The organism is Mycobacterium sp. RTGN4 (assembly GCF_033804635.1).
Classification (GTDB): domain Bacteria; phylum Actinomycetota; class Actinomycetes; order Mycobacteriales; family Mycobacteriaceae; genus Mycobacterium.
Map to the genome: position 1 here is coordinate 42,624 of NZ_JAPZLB010000011.1, position 20,125 is coordinate 62,748.

Consider the following 20,125-nt stretch of genomic DNA (forward strand, 5'->3'; position numbering starts at 1 on the left):
AGGCCAGCGGGGTATGAAGGGCATATGACTAGTACAACTCTGAAGACCGAAGACGCAGGCCCGAAGGCCGTCAGTCGCAGCATTCAGGTGGCTGCTCCGGTTGCAGACGTGTTCGCCCTCGTCGTCGACCCGCATCGTCATCCCGAGCTGGACGGATCGGGCACCGTCCGCGACGCCGACGTCAAGGGCCCACACCACCTCAGCAAGGGCGACAAGTTCACCGTCGGCATGACGCAGTACGGGCTGCCGTACAAGATCACGTCGAAGGTCATCGCCGTCGAAGAGAACAAGCTCATCGAATGGCAGCATCCGTTGGGCCACCGGTGGCGTTGGGAACTGGCCGAGGTCAGCCCCGCGACGACGAAGGTCACCGAGACCTTCGACTACTCGACGGCGAAGATTCCGTTGATTGTCCAGCTTGGCGGATTTCAGAAGAAGAACGCCGACGGGATCGAGGCCACGCTTCGGGCGCTGGCTGACCGGTTCGACGTTTAGACGGTGAAGGCCGCCCGGAACGCATCGAGGGCCGCCACGCTGTCTCTGGAGGCCCAGCCCTCCAGGCCAACCGTGCCACGGAAACCCATGTCCCGCAACGCCCGTGCCACGGCGGGGTAGTAGACCTCGCCCGTACCGGGCTCGCACCGGCCCGGTACGTCGGCGACCTGGATTTCACCGATGGCGTCGCCGCACCTGCGGACCAGTTCGATGAGGTTTCCTTCACCGATCTGCGCGTGGTACAGGTCGAGCATCATCTTCACGTGGGGGTGCCCGACGCCCTCGATCAGGGCGAGCACGTCCTTGGCGCGCGCCAGCGGCACCCCGGGGTGATCGACGATGGTGTTGAGGTTCTCGACGACGAACGTCACGCCAGCGGATTCCCCGAGTTCGCCGAGTCTGGCCAGCGTCCGCATGGCGGTGGCCCACATCGTCCCCGTCGCGCGCAGCCGCGGGCGGGCGGGGAGCCCGTCGACGAGTTCGGCGGTGTGCAGGTTCAGGCGGGTAACCCCAAGCGTCTCAGCGGCCTTGATGCTGAGCTCGGCCGTCCGTATCACCTCGTCGGCCGTCAGCGGATCGATCAGGTCGCCATGCAGGTAGCCGGTCATCGAGGTGAACTTGGCGCCCGTCGCGGCCAATGCGTCGAGGTCCTTGTCGTCCCAGCTCCAAATCTCCGCGGCGAATCCGAGCTCGTGGATCCGGCGTACCCGCTCCACGAACGGGAGTTCGGTGAACACCATCTCGGCGCAGACGGCCAGTTCGAACGCGCTCATCTGGGCTCCCATTCATCTGCGCCATTCGCGCACGTTAGGCGGTTGTTCACGGTCACGACACCGACACGGGAGGGCGCGTCAAGTAGCGCGTCACCGCGAACGCGCCACAATGGTGATGTGGACATCGAACGCGAGGGGTCGCTAATCACGCCGCTGTGGCGTGATCCGCTGTCGATCTCGTTCCGGGCGCATCGACAGGTGCTGCTGCTGCGGTTGCGGTGGCACGAACGCCGCCAGCCCGACGCGGTCGGCCGCCGTAGGCCGCTGCGCGCCGGTCGCCGGGCCCGCAAGCGTCCGTAGTCGGCGGGGCTCACCGAGGGCTCAGTCCGGCGGCGCGATATGCCGCATCGACCATCGCCATGTTCGCCACGGCGTCCTCGGTGCCGAACGGCAACGCAGCGCCGTGCTCAACGTGAGCCGCGAACGCCTCCAGTTGATAGGTGTACGAAGCTCGGGTGCCCAGTCGCTCGATCGTGGTGCCGTTGGGCGTGCGGATCGTCAGTCGGTCGTCCTCGTTGGGCTTGATGAAGTCGTGCACCAGCAGGTCGCCCCGCGTGCCGACGATGCGGATCGTGAACGAATAGTCCTCGGCGACCATCGAATGCGCCGCCAGTCCTGTTGCCCCGCCGGGGAAGCCGAAATCGACGTCGCACCAGGCATCCACGTCGGGTGTGCGCTGCTCGGCATGGGCTCGGACAACCGAAGGACGTCCCTCCAGGCCGGGCACCGCGAGCCGACCAAGCGACCGCATCACGTGGATCCCGTAGCAGCCAAGGTCCATCAGGGCGCCGCCGGCCAACTCATACGACCATCGCGGATCGTCGTCAGCAGGGGTCGGCATCGCCATCCGCACCTCGACGTGGGTCACGTCGCCGATAGTGCCGTCGGCGGCCAGTTCGAAGGCCCGCCGGGTGACCGGATGGAAGAAGTAGTGAAAGCCCTCCAGCACAGTGATGCCCGCTTCGTCCGCGGCTTCGGCGACGCGGCGCGCCTCGGATTGGTCACGCGCGAAGGGCTTCTCGCTCAACACAGGCTTGCCCGCCGCGATGGCCGCGAGATTCCACGGCGCATGCAGCGAGTTGGCGAGCGGGTTGTAGATGACGTCGACCTCGGGGTCGTCGATGACGTCCTGATAGCCGTCGAGCACACGCTCCACGCCGTACTTCTCGGCGAATAGCTCGCCCCGCGGGCGGCTGCGGGCAGCCACCGCGACCAGTCGGTGGCCGAGTTCGGCAGCGGGCCCCACGATCGCCGACTCGGCGATCCGCGACGCACCCAGTACGCCAATGCGCAGTGTCATGCGCGATCCCGCTTTGCTTCTCGCTGGGCCGTCATGCGGTCACTTGTCGTAGGTACCCAACGCTGGCCAGTACGTCGCGCACCGGGCCCTCGTCGGTCGGCTCACCGTTCAGGATGGCGTCCTGTTCGAGTACGAACCACCCGTCGAAACCGTTGTCCCGCAGGACGGAAACGATGCCTGCAACGTCTACGTCGCCGGTGCCCAACGGGGTGTACATGCCCGCCTTGACGGCTTCGGTGTAGGTCAATTCGCCGGACTGCACCTTGCTGGCCAGCGACGCGTCGACGTCCTTGAGGTGCGTGTGTGCAATGCGATTCGGCACGGCCTTGGCCAGTTCCAGCGGATCGGTGCCCCCGATCAGCAGGTGGCCCGTGTCCAGGCACAGCGGGATCGACGAACCGGCCAAGACGCGGTCCACCTCTGCGCGGTTCTCGACGACGGTTCCGACGTGCGGATGCAGCACCGCGAGCAGCCCACGCTCGGCGACGATGCCCGCCAACCGGTCGAGGTTGGAAAGCAGGGTGGCCCACTGGGTCTCGTCGAGCACGGGACGCGTGTCGTAGCCGTCGGCGCCCGTCGCGGCGGCGAGCACCACCACGCCCGCTCCCGCCGCGACCAGCGACTCGAGCGGGCCGGCCAGGTCGTCGACCGGGTCGTGGTCGGCCTTGAACAGCACGACCGGGACGAAGCCGCCGACGCATGCCAGTTCATGTTCGCGCAGAACGGATTTCATCTCGTCGGTGTCGGTAGGGAGGAAGCCCTCGGGCCCGAGTTCGGTTGCGGTCAGCCCGGCACCGCGCATCTCGGTGAGCACCCGCTCGCGGTCCAGCTGGTAGCCCCATCCGGGCACCTCGCAGACACCCCAGGAAATCGGTGCTCCCGCAATCTTGATTCCCCGGTCGCTTCGCTCCTGCCCGCCGGTCTTCATGGCGCTCATGCGTTCCGCACCTCCGCGATCGTCACCGGGAGCCCACGGCGCAGCGACTCGGTGGCGGCTTCGGCCAGCCAGGCCACCTCGACCGCGTCGGCGACCGTCGCACCGGGGATGGGGCCGCCCTTGGTCACCTCGACGAATGCGGCCAACTCGGTGCGGAACGCCTCGGTGAAGCGGTCCATGAAGAAGTGGTGCGCCGGGCCCTGCGGAAAGTCGTTGGCAGGATCGGTGTTTCGCAGAGGCGCGCCCTGGTCCCACCCTGCGGCAACGCTGTCGTCGAAACCGTGGACCTCGAGCCGGCAGTCATATCCGCGGGCGTTGTAGCGGGCGTTCGACACGACCCCCAAGGCACCGCCATCGAACTTCACGATCACGGCGGCGGTGTCGACGTCACCGTATTCGGCGAACAGCGGATCGCCCTGGACGGTGCCGGTCGCGTACACCTCTACCGCACGCTGCCCGGTGATCCAGTTCAGCACGTCGAAGTCATGCACGGCGCAGTCGCGGAAGATGCCGCCCGAGCCCTTGATGTAATCCAGTGGCGGGGGAGCGGGGTCCATCGTGGTGCTGCGCACGGTGTGCAGGGCGCCGAGCGACCCGTCGTCCACGGCGCGCTTGGCCGCGGCGAAGGCCGCGTCGAACCGGCGCTGGTAGCCGACCTGAACGGGTACGCCGGACTTGAGAATCACCTCGGCGACGCGCGCGCTCTCGGCGGCGGTCGAGGCGATGGGCTTTTCGCAGAACGTCGGGATTCCGCGTTCGACGGCGGCCAGGGTCAGCTCCGCGTGGGCGGGCGTGGCCGCGGCGACGACCACCCCGTCGACGCCGGAGGACAACAGTTCCTCGACGGTGGCGACGTACTTGGCTCCGTGTTTGGCGGCGACCGCCTCGGCCACATCGCCGCGCTCGTCGGTGATGACGAGTCCGTCGAGACCGGCTAGGCCGCTGAGGGTTTCGGTGTGGAATGCGCCGATGCGGCCCAGTCCGATTACGCCGAGGGTGGTCATGGAATTCTCCGTTCGATTTGAGCTGCGAGTGCGATGTCGAGCGCTTCGGGGGTGAGTCCGTCGGCCAGGGCGGCCAGCACGGTGTCGACCTGGCTTGGCGGCGCTAGGGAGCCGATGGGTTGGTCGTGGTCGAGGTTGGTCGGGAAGGGGTAGCCCTCGGCCGTCGCGTTGACGGCGTTGACGAGCTCGCGATCGGACCGGCCAGCGGACTGCATCGCGAGCAGCGCCGGGTAGACCGCCTGCACCATCGCCGTGCGGTCAAGGGATTCCATCGCGCGCCCGAAGGGCGACGAGATCTGCAGCAGGTTCGCCATCCGGCGGATGTCGGACGAATGGTTGGTGCCCGCTCCGTGATACAGCGCGGGATTGAAGAACACCGCGTCACCCTTGCGGAGCGGCACCTGGACGTGATGCTCGGCGAAGTACTCGATGAATTCGGGCCGGTAGAACGCCACGTAGCCGCCCACGAATTTCTGGGAGTGCGGCAGCAGCATCGTCGGCCCGCTCTCCAGCGGCATGTCGCAGTGCGCGACCGCGCCTTGCAGCGTCAGCACTGCCGACATCCGGTGCATGTGCGCCGGATAGTCGGCCAACTGGTCGACGTCGACGAAGCCGAGGTGGTAGTCGCGGTGCGGAACCTGTGCTGCGCCACCGGGATTGACGACATTGACCTGTGACGTCACCTGATAGCGCGGACCCAGCCAGGCCTGCGAGACCAGCGCGGTTGCGTCGTTGGCGTAGTAGTCCGCGAACACCTCCGGCGCGTGCAGCGCCAGCTTCTGCGCGGCGTTCCAGATCCGGTCGTTGGCGCCGGCCTTGCCGAAGTGGTCGCCCGCGGCGGCACCCTCTGCGCGCTGGGCCGCAATGAGCGCGGTGAACGCATCGCTGGCGCGGTCGACGGCATCGTGGTCGAAGGCGCCCTCGAACACCACGACGCCCGGGCCGTCGGCGAGCGCTCGGATCAACTCGGCCTGCAGCGCGCGCCGGTCGGCGCGGGCCATGGTCTCGGCGGAGTAGACGAGCACGCCCGCACGGACGTCGCCCGCGAACGGGTAGTCGGCGAGGTCCGTTTCCGTTGATACGAGCGCGCGGAAGTCGTCGAGCTCGCAGTCCGGCGCCTCGATCCACGGTCTGCGCGCTGTGTCCAGAGGTGTTGCCATGCCCGCTAGTCTTGTTGTGATCTGCGCCGCAATCAACACCATAAACCCATCAAAAATCCATCACACACCTTGCGATTTGTGCACACTGGGTTGCGCGCACCGCTACTGCGGGTGCACAAATCGCACAGCTGGAGACGCCGTGCCCCACCGCTACAAGGTTCGCGAGATCGCCCAGCAGTCCGGGCTGAGCGAGGCGACCGTCGACCGCGTACTCAACGACCGCCCTGGAGTTCGGGAGAACACTCGCGCCGAGGTTGCGCAGGCGATCGCGGACCTCGACAAGCAACGTGCCCAATTGCGGCTCAACGGCAGGCGCTACCTGCTCGACGTGGTGATGCAGACGCCACAGCGCTTCTCCGATGCGTTCCGGGCAGCGGTGGAGGCGGAGCTACCCGCGTTCGCGCCCGCGATGGTGCGGGCGCGGTTTCATTTATGGGAATCGGGTTCGTCGGGTCAGATGGTCGACGCGCTGGCCCGGATCCGCGGTAGTCACGGCGTCGTGCTCAAGGCGCAGGACGAGCCCGAGGTGGCCGAGGTCGTCGACCGCCTCGTCGGAGCCGGGGTGCCTGTCGTCACCTACGCGACCGACGTGCCGACCAGTTCGCGTTGTGCCTATGTCGGCATCGACAACCACGGCGCGGGACTGACCGCCGCCTATCTGATGGACCAGTGGCTCGGATCGGAGCGGTCCGACGTGCTGATCACGTTGAGCCGCGCAGTGTTTCGCGGCGAGGGTGAGCGCGAGGTCGGCTTCCGGTCGGGCCTGCGCGGCTCGGGCCGCGACATCGTCGAGGTCAGTGACAGTGACGGTATTGACGCCACCAACGAACATCTGGTGCTCGACGCACTTCAGCGTCATCCGACCGTGGAGGCCGTTTACTCGCCTGGTGGGGGCAACAGCGCGACCGTCGCCGCCTTCGAGCGCATCGGACGCGTCTGCAGGGTCTTTGTTGCCCACGACCTCGACGTCGACAACCGGCGGCTGCTGCGAGACGGCCGCATTTCCGTGGTCTTGCACAACGACTTGCGGGCCGACGCCAGGGTCGCCATCAGGTCGATCCTGGCGCAGCATGGCGCACTGCCGGCAGAGGCCGTCCGGCCCACGCCGATCCAGGTCATCACGCCGTACAACGTGCCCACGTAGTGCCCTGGTGAGTCCCGCGCCGCCGATAAATCGTCGGTTCGGCGCCACCCCGGATACCATTTCGCCCCACGGCGCCGACGAAAGCGCCGACGTAGATCTGGAGATCGATAGGTGCCGCGAGAGCTCGTCAACGGTGTGACCGTGCTGGGCAACCTGGCCGTCGACGTGATCAACGGGGCGCCCCCCAGCCCGGGCGGCTGCGCGTCGTTCGCGGGCGTCGCATTGGCCTCGGCCGACGTGTCGGGCCACATCGTGGCGATGGCCGCCGAGCGCGACCACGCACTGTTCGACCCGTTGGCCGAGCACCTGGGTGGGCTGCTGCGGATCCTGCCCGCGGACTGCACGAGTTCGTTTCGGCTGGACTACGTCGACGTCGACCATCGTCGGATGTCGGTGGACGCCGTTGGGCCGGTGTGGGGTGCGGCCGAGGTCGAGGCCGCCGACCCCAACACGACGTGGCTGCATCTCGCACCGCTGTTGCGCACGGACTTCCCTGCGCACACGCTTGCCCAGCTGGCCGCCCGGGGACATCGGATCGTCTACGACGGCCAGGGTCTGGTGCGCGCCGATCAGGTGGGCCCGCTGGTCGTGGACCGGCACTTCGCGCCGGAAATGCTCAATCACCTCGCCGTGCTGAAGCTCGCGGAGGACGAGGCGGTCATAGTGGCCGACGGCGAATTCGACGCGTCGACCGCGGCCCGACTGGGCGTCCCCGAGATCCTGGTGACCTTCGGCTCCGAGGGCTGCGACGTGTATCTCGACGGCTCGGTGGTCAGGGTGCCTGCGGCATGGCGGGTGGACGGGGTCCAGACGACGGGGGCGGGCGACATGTTCACAGCCTCGTACGCGTTGCACCGGTCCGCCGGGATCGACCCAGAAGGAGCGGTAGAGCGGGCCAGCGCGCTCGTCGCCCGTGAACTCGAGCGCCGACTGCGGAGCGAGTCGCTCGACCAGGTGTAGTGCTAGCTGAGTGCTAACCGACTGCTAGCGGTCAGCTACTGGCGAGTAACCGAATCCTTAGAGAACGACATTCTCTAAAAAGTGACCAAAACCACAATCCGCTCGGATGTTTCCCTCGTACACGCCATTGACCTGCAATCATCACGGTTGTTTACCTGCGAGTAACCGGCGTGCCCGAACCAGGTCAGCCTAAGAGAAGTGCAATAATCGGTACTACCAGTGACAGACAAAATTGGTGGACGTCATGCCCGACGGCGCATCGTGCGATACAACGCCTAGTTTGCGACTCGAAGTGACGCAGCCCGACTAGTTTGAAAGGCAGGGGTCGTGGGCCAAAACGGCAACGGTGCCACCCCGCGTCAGAAGCTCGAAAAGGTCGTCATCCGCTTTGCCGGTGACTCTGGCGACGGTATGCAGCTGACCGGTGACCGGTTCACTTCCGAGGCAGCGCTGTTTGGCAACGACCTTGCCACGCAACCGAATTACCCGGCTGAGATCCGCGCGCCACAGGGCACGCTGCCCGGCGTCTCGTCGTTCCAGATCCAGATTGCCGACTACGACATCCTTACCGCAGGCGACCGGCCCGACGTACTCGTCGCCATGAACCCCGCCGCACTCAAGGCCAACGTCGACGACCTGCCGCGCGGCGGCCTGATCATCGCCAACGCCGACGAGTTCACGAAACGCAACCTCGCCAAGGTCGGTTACGAGTCCAACCCGCTGGAAAGCGACGAGCTCTCCGACTACGTCGTTCAGGCCGTCGCGATGACCACGCTGACGTTGGGCGCCGTCGAACCCATCGGTGCGACCAAGAAGGACGGCCAGCGCGCCAAGAACATGTTCGCGCTCGGCCTGCTGTCGTGGATGTACGGCCGCGAGCTTGAGGCCAGTGAGGCGTTCATCCGGGAGAAGTTCGCCCGCAAGCCCGAGGTTGCCGAAGCCAACGTGCTCGCGCTCAAGGCCGGCTGGAACTACGGCGAGACCACCGAGGCGTTCGCCGTCACCTACGAGGTGGCCCCAGCGAAGCTGAAGTCGGGCGACTACCGGCAGATCTCCGGCAACACCGCGCTGGCCTACGGGTTGGTCGCGGCCGGTCAGTTGGCCGACACACAGGTCGTGCTGGGTACCTACCCGATCACGCCTGCGTCGGACATCCTGCACGAGCTGTCCAAGTACAAGCACTTCAACGTCCTGACCTTCCAGGCCGAGGACGAGATCGCGGGCATCGGCGCGGCGCTCGGTGCCTCCTACGGCGGCGCGCTCGGCATCACCAGCACCTCGGGTCCCGGTATCGCGCTCAAGTCAGAGGCCATCGGCCTCGGCGTGATCATGGAGTTGCCGCTGATCGTCGTCGACGTGCAGCGCGGTGGCCCGTCCACCGGTCTGCCCACCAAGACCGAGCAGGCCGACCTCTTGCAGGTGCTGTACGGCCGCAACGGCGAATCGCCCGTGGTGGTGCTCGCCCCGGCGACGCCCTCGGACTGCTTCGACATCGCCGTGGAGGCCGCGCGCATCGCGCTGACCTACCGCACGCCCGTCATCCTGCTGTCCGACGGCGCCATCGCCAACGGTTCCGAGCCGTGGCGCATCCCCGACATCGCTGACTCGTCGGCGTATCCGCCGATCGCGCACACCTTCGCCAAGGCGGGTGAGCCGTTCGAGCCATACGCGCGTGACCCCGAGACGCTGGCCCGTCAGTTCGCCGTGCCCGGCACCCCGGGCCTCGAGCACCGCATCGGCGGACTGGAGAAGGCCAACGGTTCGGGCAACATCTCCTACGAACCCAAGAACCACGACCTCATGGTGCGGTTGCGCCAGGCCAAGATCGACGGCGTCACGGTGCCCGACCTCGAGGTCGACGACCCGACCGGCGACGCCGAGCTGCTCATGATCGGCTGGGGCAGTTCGTACGGCCCCATCGGCGAGGCCTGCCGACGCGCCAGGCGCAAGGGCATCAAGGTCGCCCACGCGCAGGTCCGTCACCTCAACCCGTTCCCGGCAAACCTGGGCGACGTGCTGAATCGTTACTCCAAGGTGGTGCTGCCGGAGATGAACCTCGGCCAGCTGGCGATACTGCTGCGGGCCAAGTACCTGGTCGACGTCCAGTCGGTCACCAAGGTCGAGGGCATGGCGTTCCTCGCCGACGAAGTCGAAGGCATCATCGACGCGGCGCTGGACGGAACGCTTGCCGACAAGGAAACTGACAAGGCCAAGTTCGCCCGGTTGGCAGCGGCCATCGTGGGCACTGGCGTGGGAGTTGACGCATGACTGACCTCATCGGGTCCGACCTCGGGATCACCGCTACCGGTTTGACGAAGACCAGCGGGGTACCGACCACCGACGAACCGCAGAAGGCCAAGGACTTCACCAGCGACCAAGAAGTGCGCTGGTGCCCAGGCTGCGGTGATTACGTCATTCTCAACACCATCCGCAACTTCCTGCCGGAACTGGGCCTCAAGCGCGAGAACATGGTGTTCGTCAGCGGCATCGGCTGCTCGAGCCGCTTCCCGTACTACCTCGAGACCTACGGCGTGCACTCCATCCACGGTCGTGCCCCGACCATCGCCACCGGCCTCGCGCTGGCCCGCGAGGACCTGTCGGTCTGGGTTGTCACCGGCGACGGCGACGCGCTGTCGATTGGCGGCAACCACCTGATCCACGCGCTGCGCCGCAACATGAATCTGACGATCCTGCTGTTCAACAACCGGATCTACGGCCTGACCAAGGGTCAGTACTCGCCGACGTCCGAGGTCGGCAAGGTCACCAAGTCGACTCCGATGGGCTCGCTGGACTATCCGTTCAACCCGGTGTCGCTGGCGCTGGGCGCCGAGGCCACCTTCGTCGGCCGGGCGCTTGATTCCGATCGCAAGGGGCTGACCGAGGTGCTGCGCGCTGCGGCCGCGCACCGTGGGGCGGCGCTGGTCGAGATCCTGCAGGACTGCCCGATCTTCAACGACGGCAGCTTCGATGCGCTCCGCAAGGAAGGCGCCGAGGAGCGGCTGATCAACGTGGCTCACGGCCAGCCGATCACCTTCGGCGCCAACGGTGAGTTCTGCGTCGTGAAGTCCGGCTACGGCCTGGAGGTCGCCAAGACGGCCGACACCGCTGCCGACGACATCGTCGTTCACAACGCTCACGTCGACGACCCCGCCTATGCGTTCGCGCTGTCGCGCATCTCGGAGCAGAACCTCGAGCACACCGTGATGGGCATCTTCCGTCAGGTGATTCGCCCGACGTACGACGAGATGGCGCGCGATCAGGTCAGCTCTGCGAGGGATTCCAAGCCCCACGACACCGCGGCTCTGCAATCCTTGCTGCGTGGAAAAGACACCTGGACCGTCGAATAACTCTCGGCCTCACGTAATGCCCCCGCTCGCCGCGATCGTGTTGGCGGGCGGCGCGTCCCGACGAATGGGCCGCGACAAGGCCACCTTGCCGTTTTCCGACCCGATGACTGGCGAGACGACGCTGGTCGAGCGCGCGGTGACGACGCTGCGAGCCCGTTGTGCGCCCGTGTTCGTGGTCGCCGCGCCGGGCCAGCCGTTGCCTGAGCTCGATGCGGAGGTACTCCGCGACGACATCCGTGGTGTCGGGCCCCTGCTGGCGACGGCGCGGGGGCTGCGCGCCGCCTCTGAGGCGGGTGTCGAGTTGGCATTCGTGTGTGCCGTGGACATGCCGTATCTGGACGTCGACCTGATCGATGCGCTCGTCGGTCCAGCGCTCCGGCTGGGCGCCGAGGTCGTGCTGCCGTGGGATGGCCGCGACCACTACCTGGCCGGCGTCTATCGGACGTCCCTTTTCGCACGGGCCGACGAGTTGGTGACCTCCGGCGAGCGCAGCATGCGGGCGTTGGTGACGGTCTCGGACACTCAGCGCGTGGTGATGGCGGAGCAACGGGCGCTGACCAACGTCAACACCGCCGCAGATCTCGTTTAATTCTCTCCAGCAAATTGTCAATTCGTGCACGAATTTCCGTGAATTAATGGCTAGCTGCGCTAATTTGCAATTCATGTGACGTTTGTGGCGTGTTGTTAACGTGATAATTCGCCGCATAATGCCCGGCGTCGTCGCGCGGATGCGGGAGCTTGTAGTCAAATCTGTTGCTTCCCTTGCGCTTTCAAGTCGGATGGCCGATGCACTTGGCCAACATCCTTGGCGGGTCTCGGGCTTGAATTGCGCTGGGCCCGCGTCGGGATGTCCAGGCTCGAGCGATGGGCGGCTCAGCAGTCGGAACCCGGTTCCAAGGGTCGTGGCCCAGGACTTCGCGGCGCTCCACTTCTGGAACAAGAGGACGAAAACATCAGGCACGCAAGGACATAACGCCCGTAGTCACCGTCCGGTGTGATCGCGAGCAATATCCGCCCGGCCGCGAGCAGTATCCAGATTTGAGGCGAAATAGATTGCACCACAGTGGTATTGACTTCTGCGCGGCGATACTCCACCTGAACGCAGCTCGAGCGAAGCCATACCACCGAAATCGGGTTATTTCACTTTTTGGGGTTGTTGCACAAGCAATTTCGTTCGCGTCGTAGCAGGTGGAGTCCGATTCCTGTGTGCCACCTCACAGAATCGTGGTGAGATGGCTCACCCGAGCGTGTTGATCCGAGGATCCCCGTTTGGCGGACAAAGGCTGCGGTGACCTGCACGGATGTCGCAATGTCGCAATGTCACGACCGTGATCCATCTGTTATCTGATCGCGACACGCCCCACGCGAAACATGACTTTGCGTCAAAAGATTTGTAACGTCCTGTCGTCTCCATTGGAGCAAATAATTTCATTACCACGAACCTGCGTGTGAGTGGGGCTGCGGCCGGTCCGGGTGAACTCGGTGCCGTGCGGCCGCCGGGCATTTTTTCCCCGGCGAGGCGATCCGTCCTCCTGCTGTCGAGCCCGACCGAGAAGGCACGACCCAAATCATTCGCCTGCCCAGGCAGGCACCTGCGTCCGCTCAGTGCGGCGTTGTTGGCGCGCGCGTGGCGAAAGGACAGAAGTTGAAGAACATCCGCAAGACGTTTGGACTGGCCACCATCGCCGGGGCGCTCGTCGTGGCTCCGATGGCGCTGGGCGCCGGTACCGCGAACGCTGACGTGAACTGGGACGCCGTCGCAGCCTGCGAGTCGGGCGGCAACTGGCACACCGCGACCGGCAACGGTTACTACGGTGGTCTGCAGTTCACCATGGGCACCTGGCACGCCAACGGTGGCTCGGGCTCGCCTCACCAGGCCAGCCGCGAGGAGCAGATCCGCGTCGCCAACAACGTGCTCAAGACCCAGGGCATTCGGGCGTGGCCGGTTTGCGGCCGTCGGGGGTAATTTCTCCCAGCTAGCGAGCAAGCGGTGCCAGGTGACACGCCCGGCGCCGCTTTCTCTTTTTCCCCTTCTACCTCACTGTTCTCGATTTCCCGTCACATAACGGTAAAGAACTTCCACCTCTTGTGTAACAGGTGAGCTCGGTCACACGAATTACCGTGTGACCGCGTCAATTGCCAGCAACTTGGCAGCGGTCCTCGTGTCAAACGGTCGGGGAAGGACCGCAGATGATCGCTCGCAGCACGACTCGCAGAACCATCAAGCTCGCAGTTCTGATCGGTGCATTCGCCGCGGTGGCCATGGGGATGTCCGCACTGTTCGCGACAGCGCCCGCCAGTGCCGACACCATGAACTGGGATGCTGTCGCCCAGTGTGAGTCGGGTGGCAACTGGGCGGCCAACACCGGCAACGGACATTTCGGCGGCCTTCAGTTCAAGCCGTCCACCTGGTCCTCGAACGGCGGATTCGGTTCGCCCTCGATGGCCTCGCGGGAGGACCAGATCCGCGTCGCAGAAAACGTGCTGGCGAGCCAGGGGCCAGGCGCATGGCCCACGTGCGGCTCGCGGGGAGGCAGCCCAGTGCTGTGGGACGCGCCGAGCGCACCCGTCGCCGCGGGCGGTTGCGGCATGATCCGGCCCGGCGGCATCCTCGGGATCATCGACCTCCGTCAGATCTGCTCGACGTTCCTCAGCCCACTGGCGACGCTGGCCCAGCCGCGTGGCTGAACGCTAGGGCCCCAGCGTCAGAGTGACGGCAGGACGAATGCCGACCGGGCGGCGACGGAGGCCAGGTGACGCGTCAGCACCGGTTCCGGAACCAGCCGTGAGGCGCGCATCGCCAGCGCGCTCACGAAGGCGGGCCGGACATTGACGACCTGGCCGATCAGTTTCGACTCCCTTGCCAACGCCAGCGCGCGTGGTCGCCGCGCGATCACGAATTGGGTGAATGCCGTCGCCGGGTCGGGGGCGTGCTCGAGGCAATGCGTGAGGATCGCCGCGTCCTCCAGCCCCTGACAGCCGCCCTGGCCCAGGTGCGGGCGCATCGGGTGCGCTGCATCGCCAACGAGCACGATGGGTCCGCGTGACCACTGCCTGGCCGCGACGCGGTCGTAGAGGTCGTTTCGCAGCACGTCATCCGGATCGGTGGCCGCCAACACCGAGGGGATGGGGTCCGACCAGGAGTCGTACTTCGACCGCAGGTACGCCAGTTCGCCGCCTGGCGCGGTGCGGCCTTCAGGTCCGCGCTCGGTGGCGAACCAATAGGTGTGGTCGGGTCCCAGTGGGACGTGGCCGAATTCCGTTCCGGTGCCCATGGTTTCGCCCGCAAGGTGCGGGTCCAAGGCGTGCGCCGCGACCCCACGCCACGCGGTGTACCCCGCGTACCGCCGATTCAGGGTGCCGTTGAGGTGACCGGCCACCACCGAGCCCACTCCGTCGGCGCCCACGACTGCATCGGCATCGCGTGTCGTGTTGTCCGACAACGTGATCCGGACTCCCGATGCGGTGGCGACGAGGCCAGTCGCGGCCACGCCGGATTCGATGGTGCCTTCATCCAGCGCGTCGGTCAGGATCGCCATGAGCACCGACCGCCGCACTACCACCAAGGGCTCGCCGAGGGCCTTGGCCATGCGTTCGGGGGCGGGCTGACGCAACCACGATCCGTCGTGCCACCGTATGGCGCCCGCGGCGACCTGCCCGCCGGCATCCCGTACGGCGTCCCCGAGGCCGAGCTCATCGAGCGCGGCCAGCGCGTTCGGCCAGATGCTGATGCCTGCACCTTGCGACGTGTCGGCGCGCTCCTCGATGACGGTTACCTGGCGGCCCGCTCGCTGCAGGCCGACGGCCGTTGCCAGCCCCGCGATGCCTGCCCCGACGACAAGGATCCGCTGGCTCACATAGTGAAACTAGCGTGCGGCGGCTACAGGTCGAACACGAGCAGCGTGCTCGTAGCGGTGGCCACCACGGCACCGGTGGCGTCGGTGACGACACCTTCGGTGAAGCCGACGCGCGCACCGGCCTTGACCACTGTCCCGGTGGCGGTCAGGAGTCCACTGCCGGGCCGGACGGCCTTGAGGTAGTTGACCTTGATCTCGATGGAGGTGTAGCCCTTGCCCTGCGGAAGCGTGCTGTGCAGGGCGCAACCGGCCACCGAGTCCAGCAGTGTGCAGACCAGACCGCCGTGAATCGCGCCGATGGGGTTGAACGCCGACTCGTCGGGACGGCAGGTGAACACGACCTTGCCGGGTTCGGCTGCGGCCATAGTGAATTCCATCAGTCCGGAGATCGGAGGTGGCGGAAGTTCGCCGTCGATCATCGCCTGTAGGTAGTCGACGCCCGCCATCGAAAGCCCGCGTGCCGTGGTGGGCGCCGGGTCGTGCCAGGTGATGACCTTCGAGCGCTGCTCGCCCCAACCCTTGTCGGTGGTGGCCTCGGTGAGTTCCGCGGTCATGACGTCCTTACCTTTCTTGAAGGGTGTTCGGCTTGTTCGGCAAAGGTCCGGTATCGGCGTGGTCTTTCGGGGTCATCGGCGGCGACGGCGTGCTCCTTGCCCCATGCCAGCAGGGCATCGAGCACGGGTATCAGGGCCTGACCGGAGGCGGTGAGCCGGTACTCGTCGCGCGGTGGCGCGCTCTGATACGGCACGCGGGTGACGACTCCGGCGTGTTCGAGCGTCTTGAGCCTGGCCGCGATGCGATCCCGTGGCGCACCGGTGCCAGCCACGATGTCGCTGAACCGGTTGGCCCCCAGCGCGAGCTCGCGCACGACCAGCAGTGCCCATCGTTCGCCGACGACCTCGAGTGCGGCCGCGATCGGGCACGGCCGTCCAGGGAGCTCGGCGAGCGGCGCGATGGGCACCTTCTTAGCGTGCCAGCAGTGAGTTTGAAAATCAAACTGACGCTTCGATTGCATCTACGGCGGCGACTGGGCGGAACCGACGACCCTCAGTGCAACCGAAGCGTGTGCTACGAACGGAACGTGACTTCTACCCCGTTCGACGACCTGGACGCCTACCTCGCTCTGCCTCGGGTGTCCGGTCTGGTGGTGTCACCCGACGGAACCCGCGCGGTGGCGACGGTCGCCGAACTCAACGAGCAGCGCACCGAATACATCAGCGCGATATGGGAGCTCGATCCGGCGGGCGAACGCCCCGCGCGTCGGCTCACGCGGGGCGCGAAGGGCGAATCGGCGCCCACCTTCACCGCGAACGGCGACCTGTTGTTCGTCGCGGTGCGGCCCGGTTCGGAGGCCAAGGGCGGCGACGAACCGGCCAAGTCGCTGTGGCGGCTGCCTGCCGCCGGAGGTGAGGCGCTCGAATTGCTGGCCCTGGCCGGCGGGGTGGACGGCGTCCACGTCGCGCGGGCCGCCGACGTCACGCTCGTCACCGCGGCCTTGCTGCCGTCGGCCGCCGATGCCGAGGAGGACAAGCGCCTGCGCGCGCTGCGCAAGGACGCGAAGGTTTCTGCCGTACTCCACACGGGTTATCCAGTGCGCCACTGGGATCACGACATCGGCCCGGCGCAGCCGCACCTGCTCGACGTCGGGGAGCTCCGCGACCTCACTGCCGATCCGGCCCAGGGCCTACGTGACGCGAGCATCGACGTCAGCAGCGATGGGCGGTTCGTCGTCACTTCGTGGCAGGTGCCCGGCCCCGGCGCGTCGATCCGATCGGTGTTGATGCGCATCGACGTCGCGACCGGCGAGCGGACCGTCCTGGTCGACGACCCGGGCGCCGACCTGTACGCCCCGGCTATCTCGCCGGCCGGAACGACTGTCGCATTCCTCCGCGAGACGACGTCCACACCACTGCAGGCGCCGCGAATCACCTTGTGCTGGATGCACTTCGGCGAAGCCTTCGTCGAACTCGACTCCTGGGACCGGTGGCCCACTTCGGTCCGCTGGTCCGCCAACGGTGCGACGTTGATCGTGACGGCCGACGATAACGGCCGCGGACCGATCTTCGCGGTCGATCCCGCTACGTCGACGGTTAGCGGGCTCGTCGACGACGGCTACGGCTACACCGACGTCTGGCCCGCTCCCGGCGGCGTGCTCTACGCACTGCGCAATTCGTATGCCGTGCCGCCACATCCGGTGCGCATCGATGCGGCCGGCTTCGTCTCAGCGCTCCCGTGCGTCGAAATGCCCACGCTGCCAGGCGACTTGACCGAACTCGTCACCACCGCCGCCGACGGCACCACCATCCGGTCCTGGCTGACGCTGCCCGCGGGCTCGGAGAACACAGCTCCGGCACCTCTTGTCCTGTGGATCCACGGTGGTCCACTCGGCAGCTGGAACGCGTGGCACTGGCGGTGGAATCCGTGGCTGCTGACCGCGCACGGCTATGCCGTGCTCATGCCCGACCCGGCTCTGTCGACGGGCTACGGGCAGGAGTTCATCCAACGAGGTTGGGGAGCATGGGGGGCCGCGCCCTACACCGACCTGATGGCCGCGACGGATGCCGCCTGCGCCCACCCCCGGGTGGACGAGACGCGCACCGCGGCGATGGGTGGGTCGTTCGGCGGATACATGGCCAACTGGATCGCCGGGCAGACCGACCGCTTCGACGCCATCGTGACCCACGCCAGCCTGTGGGCGCTCGATCAATTCGGGCCGACGACCGACGGCGCGTACTGGTGGCGACGCGAGATGACGTCGGAGATGGCCGAGCAGAATTCCCCGCACCGCCACGTCGACGCAATCAGCACGCCGATGCTGGTGATCCACGGCGACAAGGACTATCGCGTGCCCATCGGCGAGGGGCTGCGGCTGTGGTACCAGTTGCTGGCCGAGTCCGCGCTGCCCGCTGCCGACGACGGCACCAGCCCGCACGAGTTCCTGTACTTCCCGACCGAGGGACATTGGGTGCTCGCGCCGCAGCACGCCAAGATCTGGTATCAGGTGGTCACGGCATTCCTCGATCAGCACCTGCGCGGGGTCGCGGGCGAGGTGCCGGAACTCCTCGGCTGACGCTCCTGGGGCGGGCCCACCGACCGGTAGGTTGGGGCCATGTCCGAGGCTCAGCGTGAATTCGACATCGTCCTGTACGGCGCGACCGGCTTCGTCGGGAAGCTGACGGCGCACTACCTGGCAACGGCGGGCGGCCCGGCCCGCATGGCCCTTGCGGGCCGGTCCCTCGACAAGCTGAGCGCGGTGCGCGACAGCCTGCCTGCCTCCGCGCGAAGCTGGCCGCTGATCGTCGCGGACGCCTCGTCGCCCGCCACGCTGAGTGCCATGGCGAAGCGCACGCGCGTGGTGGTCACCACCGTCGGCCCATATATCAAGTACGGGTTGCCGTTGGTGGCCGCGTGTGCGGAGGCCGGAACCGACTACGCGGACCTGACCGGCGAGACGCTGTTCATTCGCGAGAGCATCGACCTGTACCACAAGCAGGCGCAGGACAGCGGAGCGCGCATCGTGCCCTCATGCGGATTCGACTCCATCCCTTCGGATCTCACGGTGTTTGCGCTTCATCGGCGGGCGTCCGACGATCAGGCGGGCGAACTCGGAGAGACTGACTTCGTGATGCGTGCCATGGCAGGCGGCGTGTCCGGAGGTACCGCCGCCTCGATGATCGAGGTGATGTCGATGATGTCGGCCGACCCCGAGGCGCGGCGACTGATGAACGATCCCTACACACTGACCACCGACCGCGCGGCCGAACCCGAACTGGGGCCGCAGTCGGACACGCCATGGCGGCGCGGCCGCGAGCTCGCCCCCGAGTTGGATGGCATCTGGACGGGTGCCTTCGTGATGGGCGCGGTCAACTCGCGCCTCGTCCGCCGCAGCAACGCGTTGCTCGACTGGGCCTACGGCCGCAAGTTTCGTTACGCGGAGCACATGAGCATGGGCTCGTCTGTGGTGGCGCCGGTAGCCGCGGCCATGGGAACCGCAGGCAACGCCGCGGTGCTCGGGTTGGGCAGCCGGTACTTCAACAAGCTGCCGCGTGGGCTCGTCGAACGCATCGCGCCGACGCCAGGCACCGGTCCCAATGAACGGACGAGGGACAAGGGCCACTATCGGGTGGAGACCTACACCACCACCTCGCGAGGCGTGCGCTACCGCGCCACTATGGCCCAGCAGGGCGACTTCGGATACAAGGCCACGTCGGTGTTGTTGGGGGAGTGTGCGTTGGCGCTCGCCTTCGACCGCGACCGGCTCACCGAGCTCCGGGGCGTACTGACCCCGGCAGCCTGCATGGGGGATGCCCTGCTGACCAGATTGCCCGCTGCTGGAGTGGTGTTGGAGACCGAGCGGCTGAACTGACCGGTATTCACATCGGGGCGCGCGGAACGCCTGTCAGCCAAGATCGAAACGACTAGTGTCGCAGGCGCGATAGCAACAATTTCAGCGACGAAGGTGGACACGGCATGGCTGGTCTCGACGATCTCTTTGCAGAGATCCCAGTAAAGGACATTGCGAGCAAGCTCGGGGTTGATGAAGGCGAGGTGAACAGCGCCATTCACACCCTGGTGCCCGCGCTCGTCGGTGGCTTGCAGCACAACGTCGCATCGGACGACATCGATTCGAGCAACCTGGAGTCGGCCGTCAGCACGCAGGCCGCCAGCGGATTACTCGACGGCGGCGTGAGCGTCGATCAGGTCGATCAGCACGAGGGCGACAAGATCGTCGCCAACATCTTCGGCGGCAACGACAGCAACCAGGTCGCTTCGGCGTTGGCTGGGGGTGGCGCCGGTAGCAGCGGGCTGCTCAAGCAACTGCTGCCGATCCTCGCGCCGATCGTATTGGCCTACATCGGCAAGCAGCTGACCAAGGGCGGAGGCGCGGCGGCGCCGGCTCAGCCGCAGGCCGCCGGCGGTGGTGGCGGTCTTGGTGACGTATTGGGCAGCATCCTCGGCGGCGGTGGCGGCGGAAACAACGCGCTCGGCAGCATCCTGGGCAGCGTGCTCGGAGGCGGCGGTGGCCAGGGCGGTGCCGGTGGCGCCCTCGGCGACATCCTTGGCGGGCTGCTGGGCGGCAAGAAGTAGCGTCCCGATCCGGCGTTGAGCCCCCGAAGTCGCCGAGACTTCGGGGGCTTTCGCTTGCCC

19 protein-coding genes and 1 pseudogene are annotated in these 20,125 nt (G+C 66.8%); 12 read left to right on the forward strand and 8 right to left on the reverse strand.

Features of this window, described 5'->3' with window-relative positions:
• Window positions 1-24: 24 nt before the first annotated feature.
• Window positions 25-495, forward strand: coding sequence for an SRPBCC family protein (locus tag SLQ30_RS22645; protein ID WP_319450802.1), 471 nt, complete (start codon window positions 25-27; stop codon window positions 493-495).
• Here SLQ30_RS22645 and SLQ30_RS22650 read toward each other — a convergent pair.
• Window positions 492-1,268, reverse strand: coding sequence for a TIM barrel protein (locus tag SLQ30_RS22650; protein ID WP_319450801.1), 777 nt, complete (start codon window positions 1,266-1,268; stop codon window positions 492-494). The genes SLQ30_RS22645 and SLQ30_RS22650 overlap by 4 nt on opposite strands.
• Before the next feature lie 117 nt (window positions 1,269-1,385).
• On the opposite strand from SLQ30_RS22650, the gene SLQ30_RS22655 reads away from it, so the two are divergent.
• Window positions 1,386-1,568 carry a hypothetical protein gene (locus tag SLQ30_RS22655; RefSeq protein WP_319450800.1) on the forward strand — a complete coding sequence of 61 codons (183 nt, stop codon included), beginning with the start codon at window positions 1,386-1,388 and terminating at the stop codon, window positions 1,566-1,568.
• A 10-nt stretch (window positions 1,569-1,578) separates the two neighbouring features.
• Here SLQ30_RS22655 and SLQ30_RS22660 read toward each other — a convergent pair whose 3' ends face one another.
• Genes SLQ30_RS22660 through SLQ30_RS22675 form a run of 4 tightly spaced genes read right to left on the reverse strand, consistent with a single transcriptional unit; the run spans window position 1,579 to window position 5,669 of the window.
• Window positions 1,579-2,568, reverse strand: coding sequence for a Gfo/Idh/MocA family oxidoreductase (locus SLQ30_RS22660; protein ID WP_319450799.1), 990 nt, complete (start codon window positions 2,566-2,568; stop codon window positions 1,579-1,581).
• Between the two features lie 31 nt (window positions 2,569-2,599).
• Window positions 2,600-3,505, reverse strand: a complete 906-nt coding sequence (locus SLQ30_RS22665) for a sugar phosphate isomerase/epimerase (protein ID WP_319450798.1) — start codon at window positions 3,503-3,505, stop codon at window positions 2,600-2,602.
• A complete protein-coding gene (locus tag SLQ30_RS22670) occupies window positions 3,502-4,509 on the reverse strand; it encodes a Gfo/Idh/MocA family oxidoreductase (protein WP_319450797.1) in 1,008 nt (335 codons plus the stop codon). The genes SLQ30_RS22665 and SLQ30_RS22670 overlap by 4 nt, the downstream gene beginning before the upstream one ends.
• Complete coding sequence (locus SLQ30_RS22675) at window positions 4,506-5,669, reverse strand: phytanoyl-CoA dioxygenase family protein (RefSeq protein WP_319450796.1); 1,164 nt, start codon at window positions 5,667-5,669, stop codon at window positions 4,506-4,508. The genes SLQ30_RS22670 and SLQ30_RS22675 overlap by 4 nt, the downstream gene beginning before the upstream one ends.
• A 139-nt stretch (window positions 5,670-5,808) precedes the next feature.
• Between SLQ30_RS22675 and SLQ30_RS22680 the strand changes: the two genes are divergently transcribed.
• The 7 genes and pseudogenes from SLQ30_RS22680 (at window position 5,809) to SLQ30_RS22710 (ending at window position 13,808) form a co-directional block, all read left to right on the forward strand.
• Window positions 5,809-6,813 carry a LacI family DNA-binding transcriptional regulator gene (locus SLQ30_RS22680; protein ID WP_319450795.1) on the forward strand — a complete coding sequence of 335 codons (1,005 nt, stop codon included), beginning with the start codon at window positions 5,809-5,811 and terminating at the stop codon, window positions 6,811-6,813.
• 135 nt (window positions 6,814-6,948) lie between these two features.
• Window positions 6,949-7,773 (forward strand): PfkB family carbohydrate kinase, encoded by an 825-nt coding sequence (locus tag SLQ30_RS22685; RefSeq protein WP_413468141.1) that lies wholly within the window; start codon window positions 6,949-6,951, stop codon window positions 7,771-7,773.
• Window positions 7,774-8,100: 327 nt separating this feature from the next.
• Window positions 8,101-10,041, forward strand: coding sequence for a 2-oxoacid:acceptor oxidoreductase subunit alpha (locus SLQ30_RS22690; RefSeq protein ID WP_319450793.1), 1,941 nt, complete (start codon window positions 8,101-8,103; stop codon window positions 10,039-10,041).
• Window positions 10,038-11,120: a 2-oxoacid:ferredoxin oxidoreductase subunit beta gene (locus tag SLQ30_RS22695; RefSeq protein WP_319450792.1), complete on the forward strand. Its 1,083-nt coding sequence runs from the start codon at window positions 10,038-10,040 to the stop codon at window positions 11,118-11,120. Before SLQ30_RS22690 ends, SLQ30_RS22695 begins: the two co-directional genes overlap by 4 nt.
• Window positions 11,121-11,136: 16 nt before the next feature.
• Window positions 11,137-11,709 (forward strand): molybdenum cofactor guanylyltransferase, encoded by a 573-nt coding sequence (gene mobA, locus SLQ30_RS22700; protein WP_319450791.1) that lies wholly within the window; start codon window positions 11,137-11,139, stop codon window positions 11,707-11,709.
• Between the two features lie 1,152 nt (window positions 11,710-12,861).
• A pseudogene (locus SLQ30_RS22705) lies at window positions 12,862-13,086 on the forward strand (transglycosylase family protein); the annotation flags it as partial.
• Between the two features lie 224 nt (window positions 13,087-13,310).
• Window positions 13,311-13,808 carry a transglycosylase family protein gene (locus SLQ30_RS22710; RefSeq protein ID WP_319450790.1) on the forward strand — a complete coding sequence of 166 codons (498 nt, stop codon included), beginning with the start codon at window positions 13,311-13,313 and terminating at the stop codon, window positions 13,806-13,808.
• A gap of 17 nt (window positions 13,809-13,825) precedes the next feature.
• Here SLQ30_RS22710 and SLQ30_RS22715 read toward each other — a convergent pair whose 3' ends face one another.
• From SLQ30_RS22715 to SLQ30_RS22725, 3 genes are read right to left on the reverse strand one after another with little or no spacing between them, the layout of a single operon-like run.
• A complete protein-coding gene (locus SLQ30_RS22715) occupies window positions 13,826-14,977 on the reverse strand; it encodes an FAD-dependent oxidoreductase (protein ID WP_319450789.1) in 1,152 nt (383 codons plus the stop codon).
• A gap of 23 nt (window positions 14,978-15,000) precedes the next feature.
• Window positions 15,001-15,531 carry a PaaI family thioesterase gene (locus SLQ30_RS22720; protein WP_319450788.1) on the reverse strand — a complete coding sequence of 177 codons (531 nt, stop codon included), beginning with the start codon at window positions 15,529-15,531 and terminating at the stop codon, window positions 15,001-15,003.
• Window positions 15,528-15,938 (reverse strand): helix-turn-helix domain-containing protein, encoded by a 411-nt coding sequence (locus SLQ30_RS22725; protein WP_319450787.1) that lies wholly within the window; start codon window positions 15,936-15,938, stop codon window positions 15,528-15,530. The genes SLQ30_RS22720 and SLQ30_RS22725 overlap by 4 nt, the downstream gene beginning before the upstream one ends.
• A gap of 120 nt (window positions 15,939-16,058) precedes the next feature.
• Here SLQ30_RS22725 and SLQ30_RS22730 point away from each other — a divergent pair, with 120 nt between their 5' ends.
• From SLQ30_RS22730 to SLQ30_RS22740, 3 genes are all read left to right on the forward strand, one after another.
• On the forward strand, window positions 16,059-18,047 hold the full coding sequence (locus SLQ30_RS22730; RefSeq protein ID WP_319450786.1) for a S9 family peptidase: 1,989 nt from the start codon (window positions 16,059-16,061) through the stop codon (window positions 18,045-18,047).
• Between the two features lie 39 nt (window positions 18,048-18,086).
• Window positions 18,087-19,343 (forward strand): trans-acting enoyl reductase family protein, encoded by a 1,257-nt coding sequence (locus SLQ30_RS22735; protein ID WP_319450785.1) that lies wholly within the window; start codon window positions 18,087-18,089, stop codon window positions 19,341-19,343.
• Window positions 19,344-19,447: 104 nt separating this feature from the next.
• Window positions 19,448-20,065 (forward strand): DUF937 domain-containing protein, encoded by a 618-nt coding sequence (locus SLQ30_RS22740; protein WP_319450784.1) that lies wholly within the window; start codon window positions 19,448-19,450, stop codon window positions 20,063-20,065.
• Window positions 20,066-20,125: the final 60 nt, after the last annotated feature.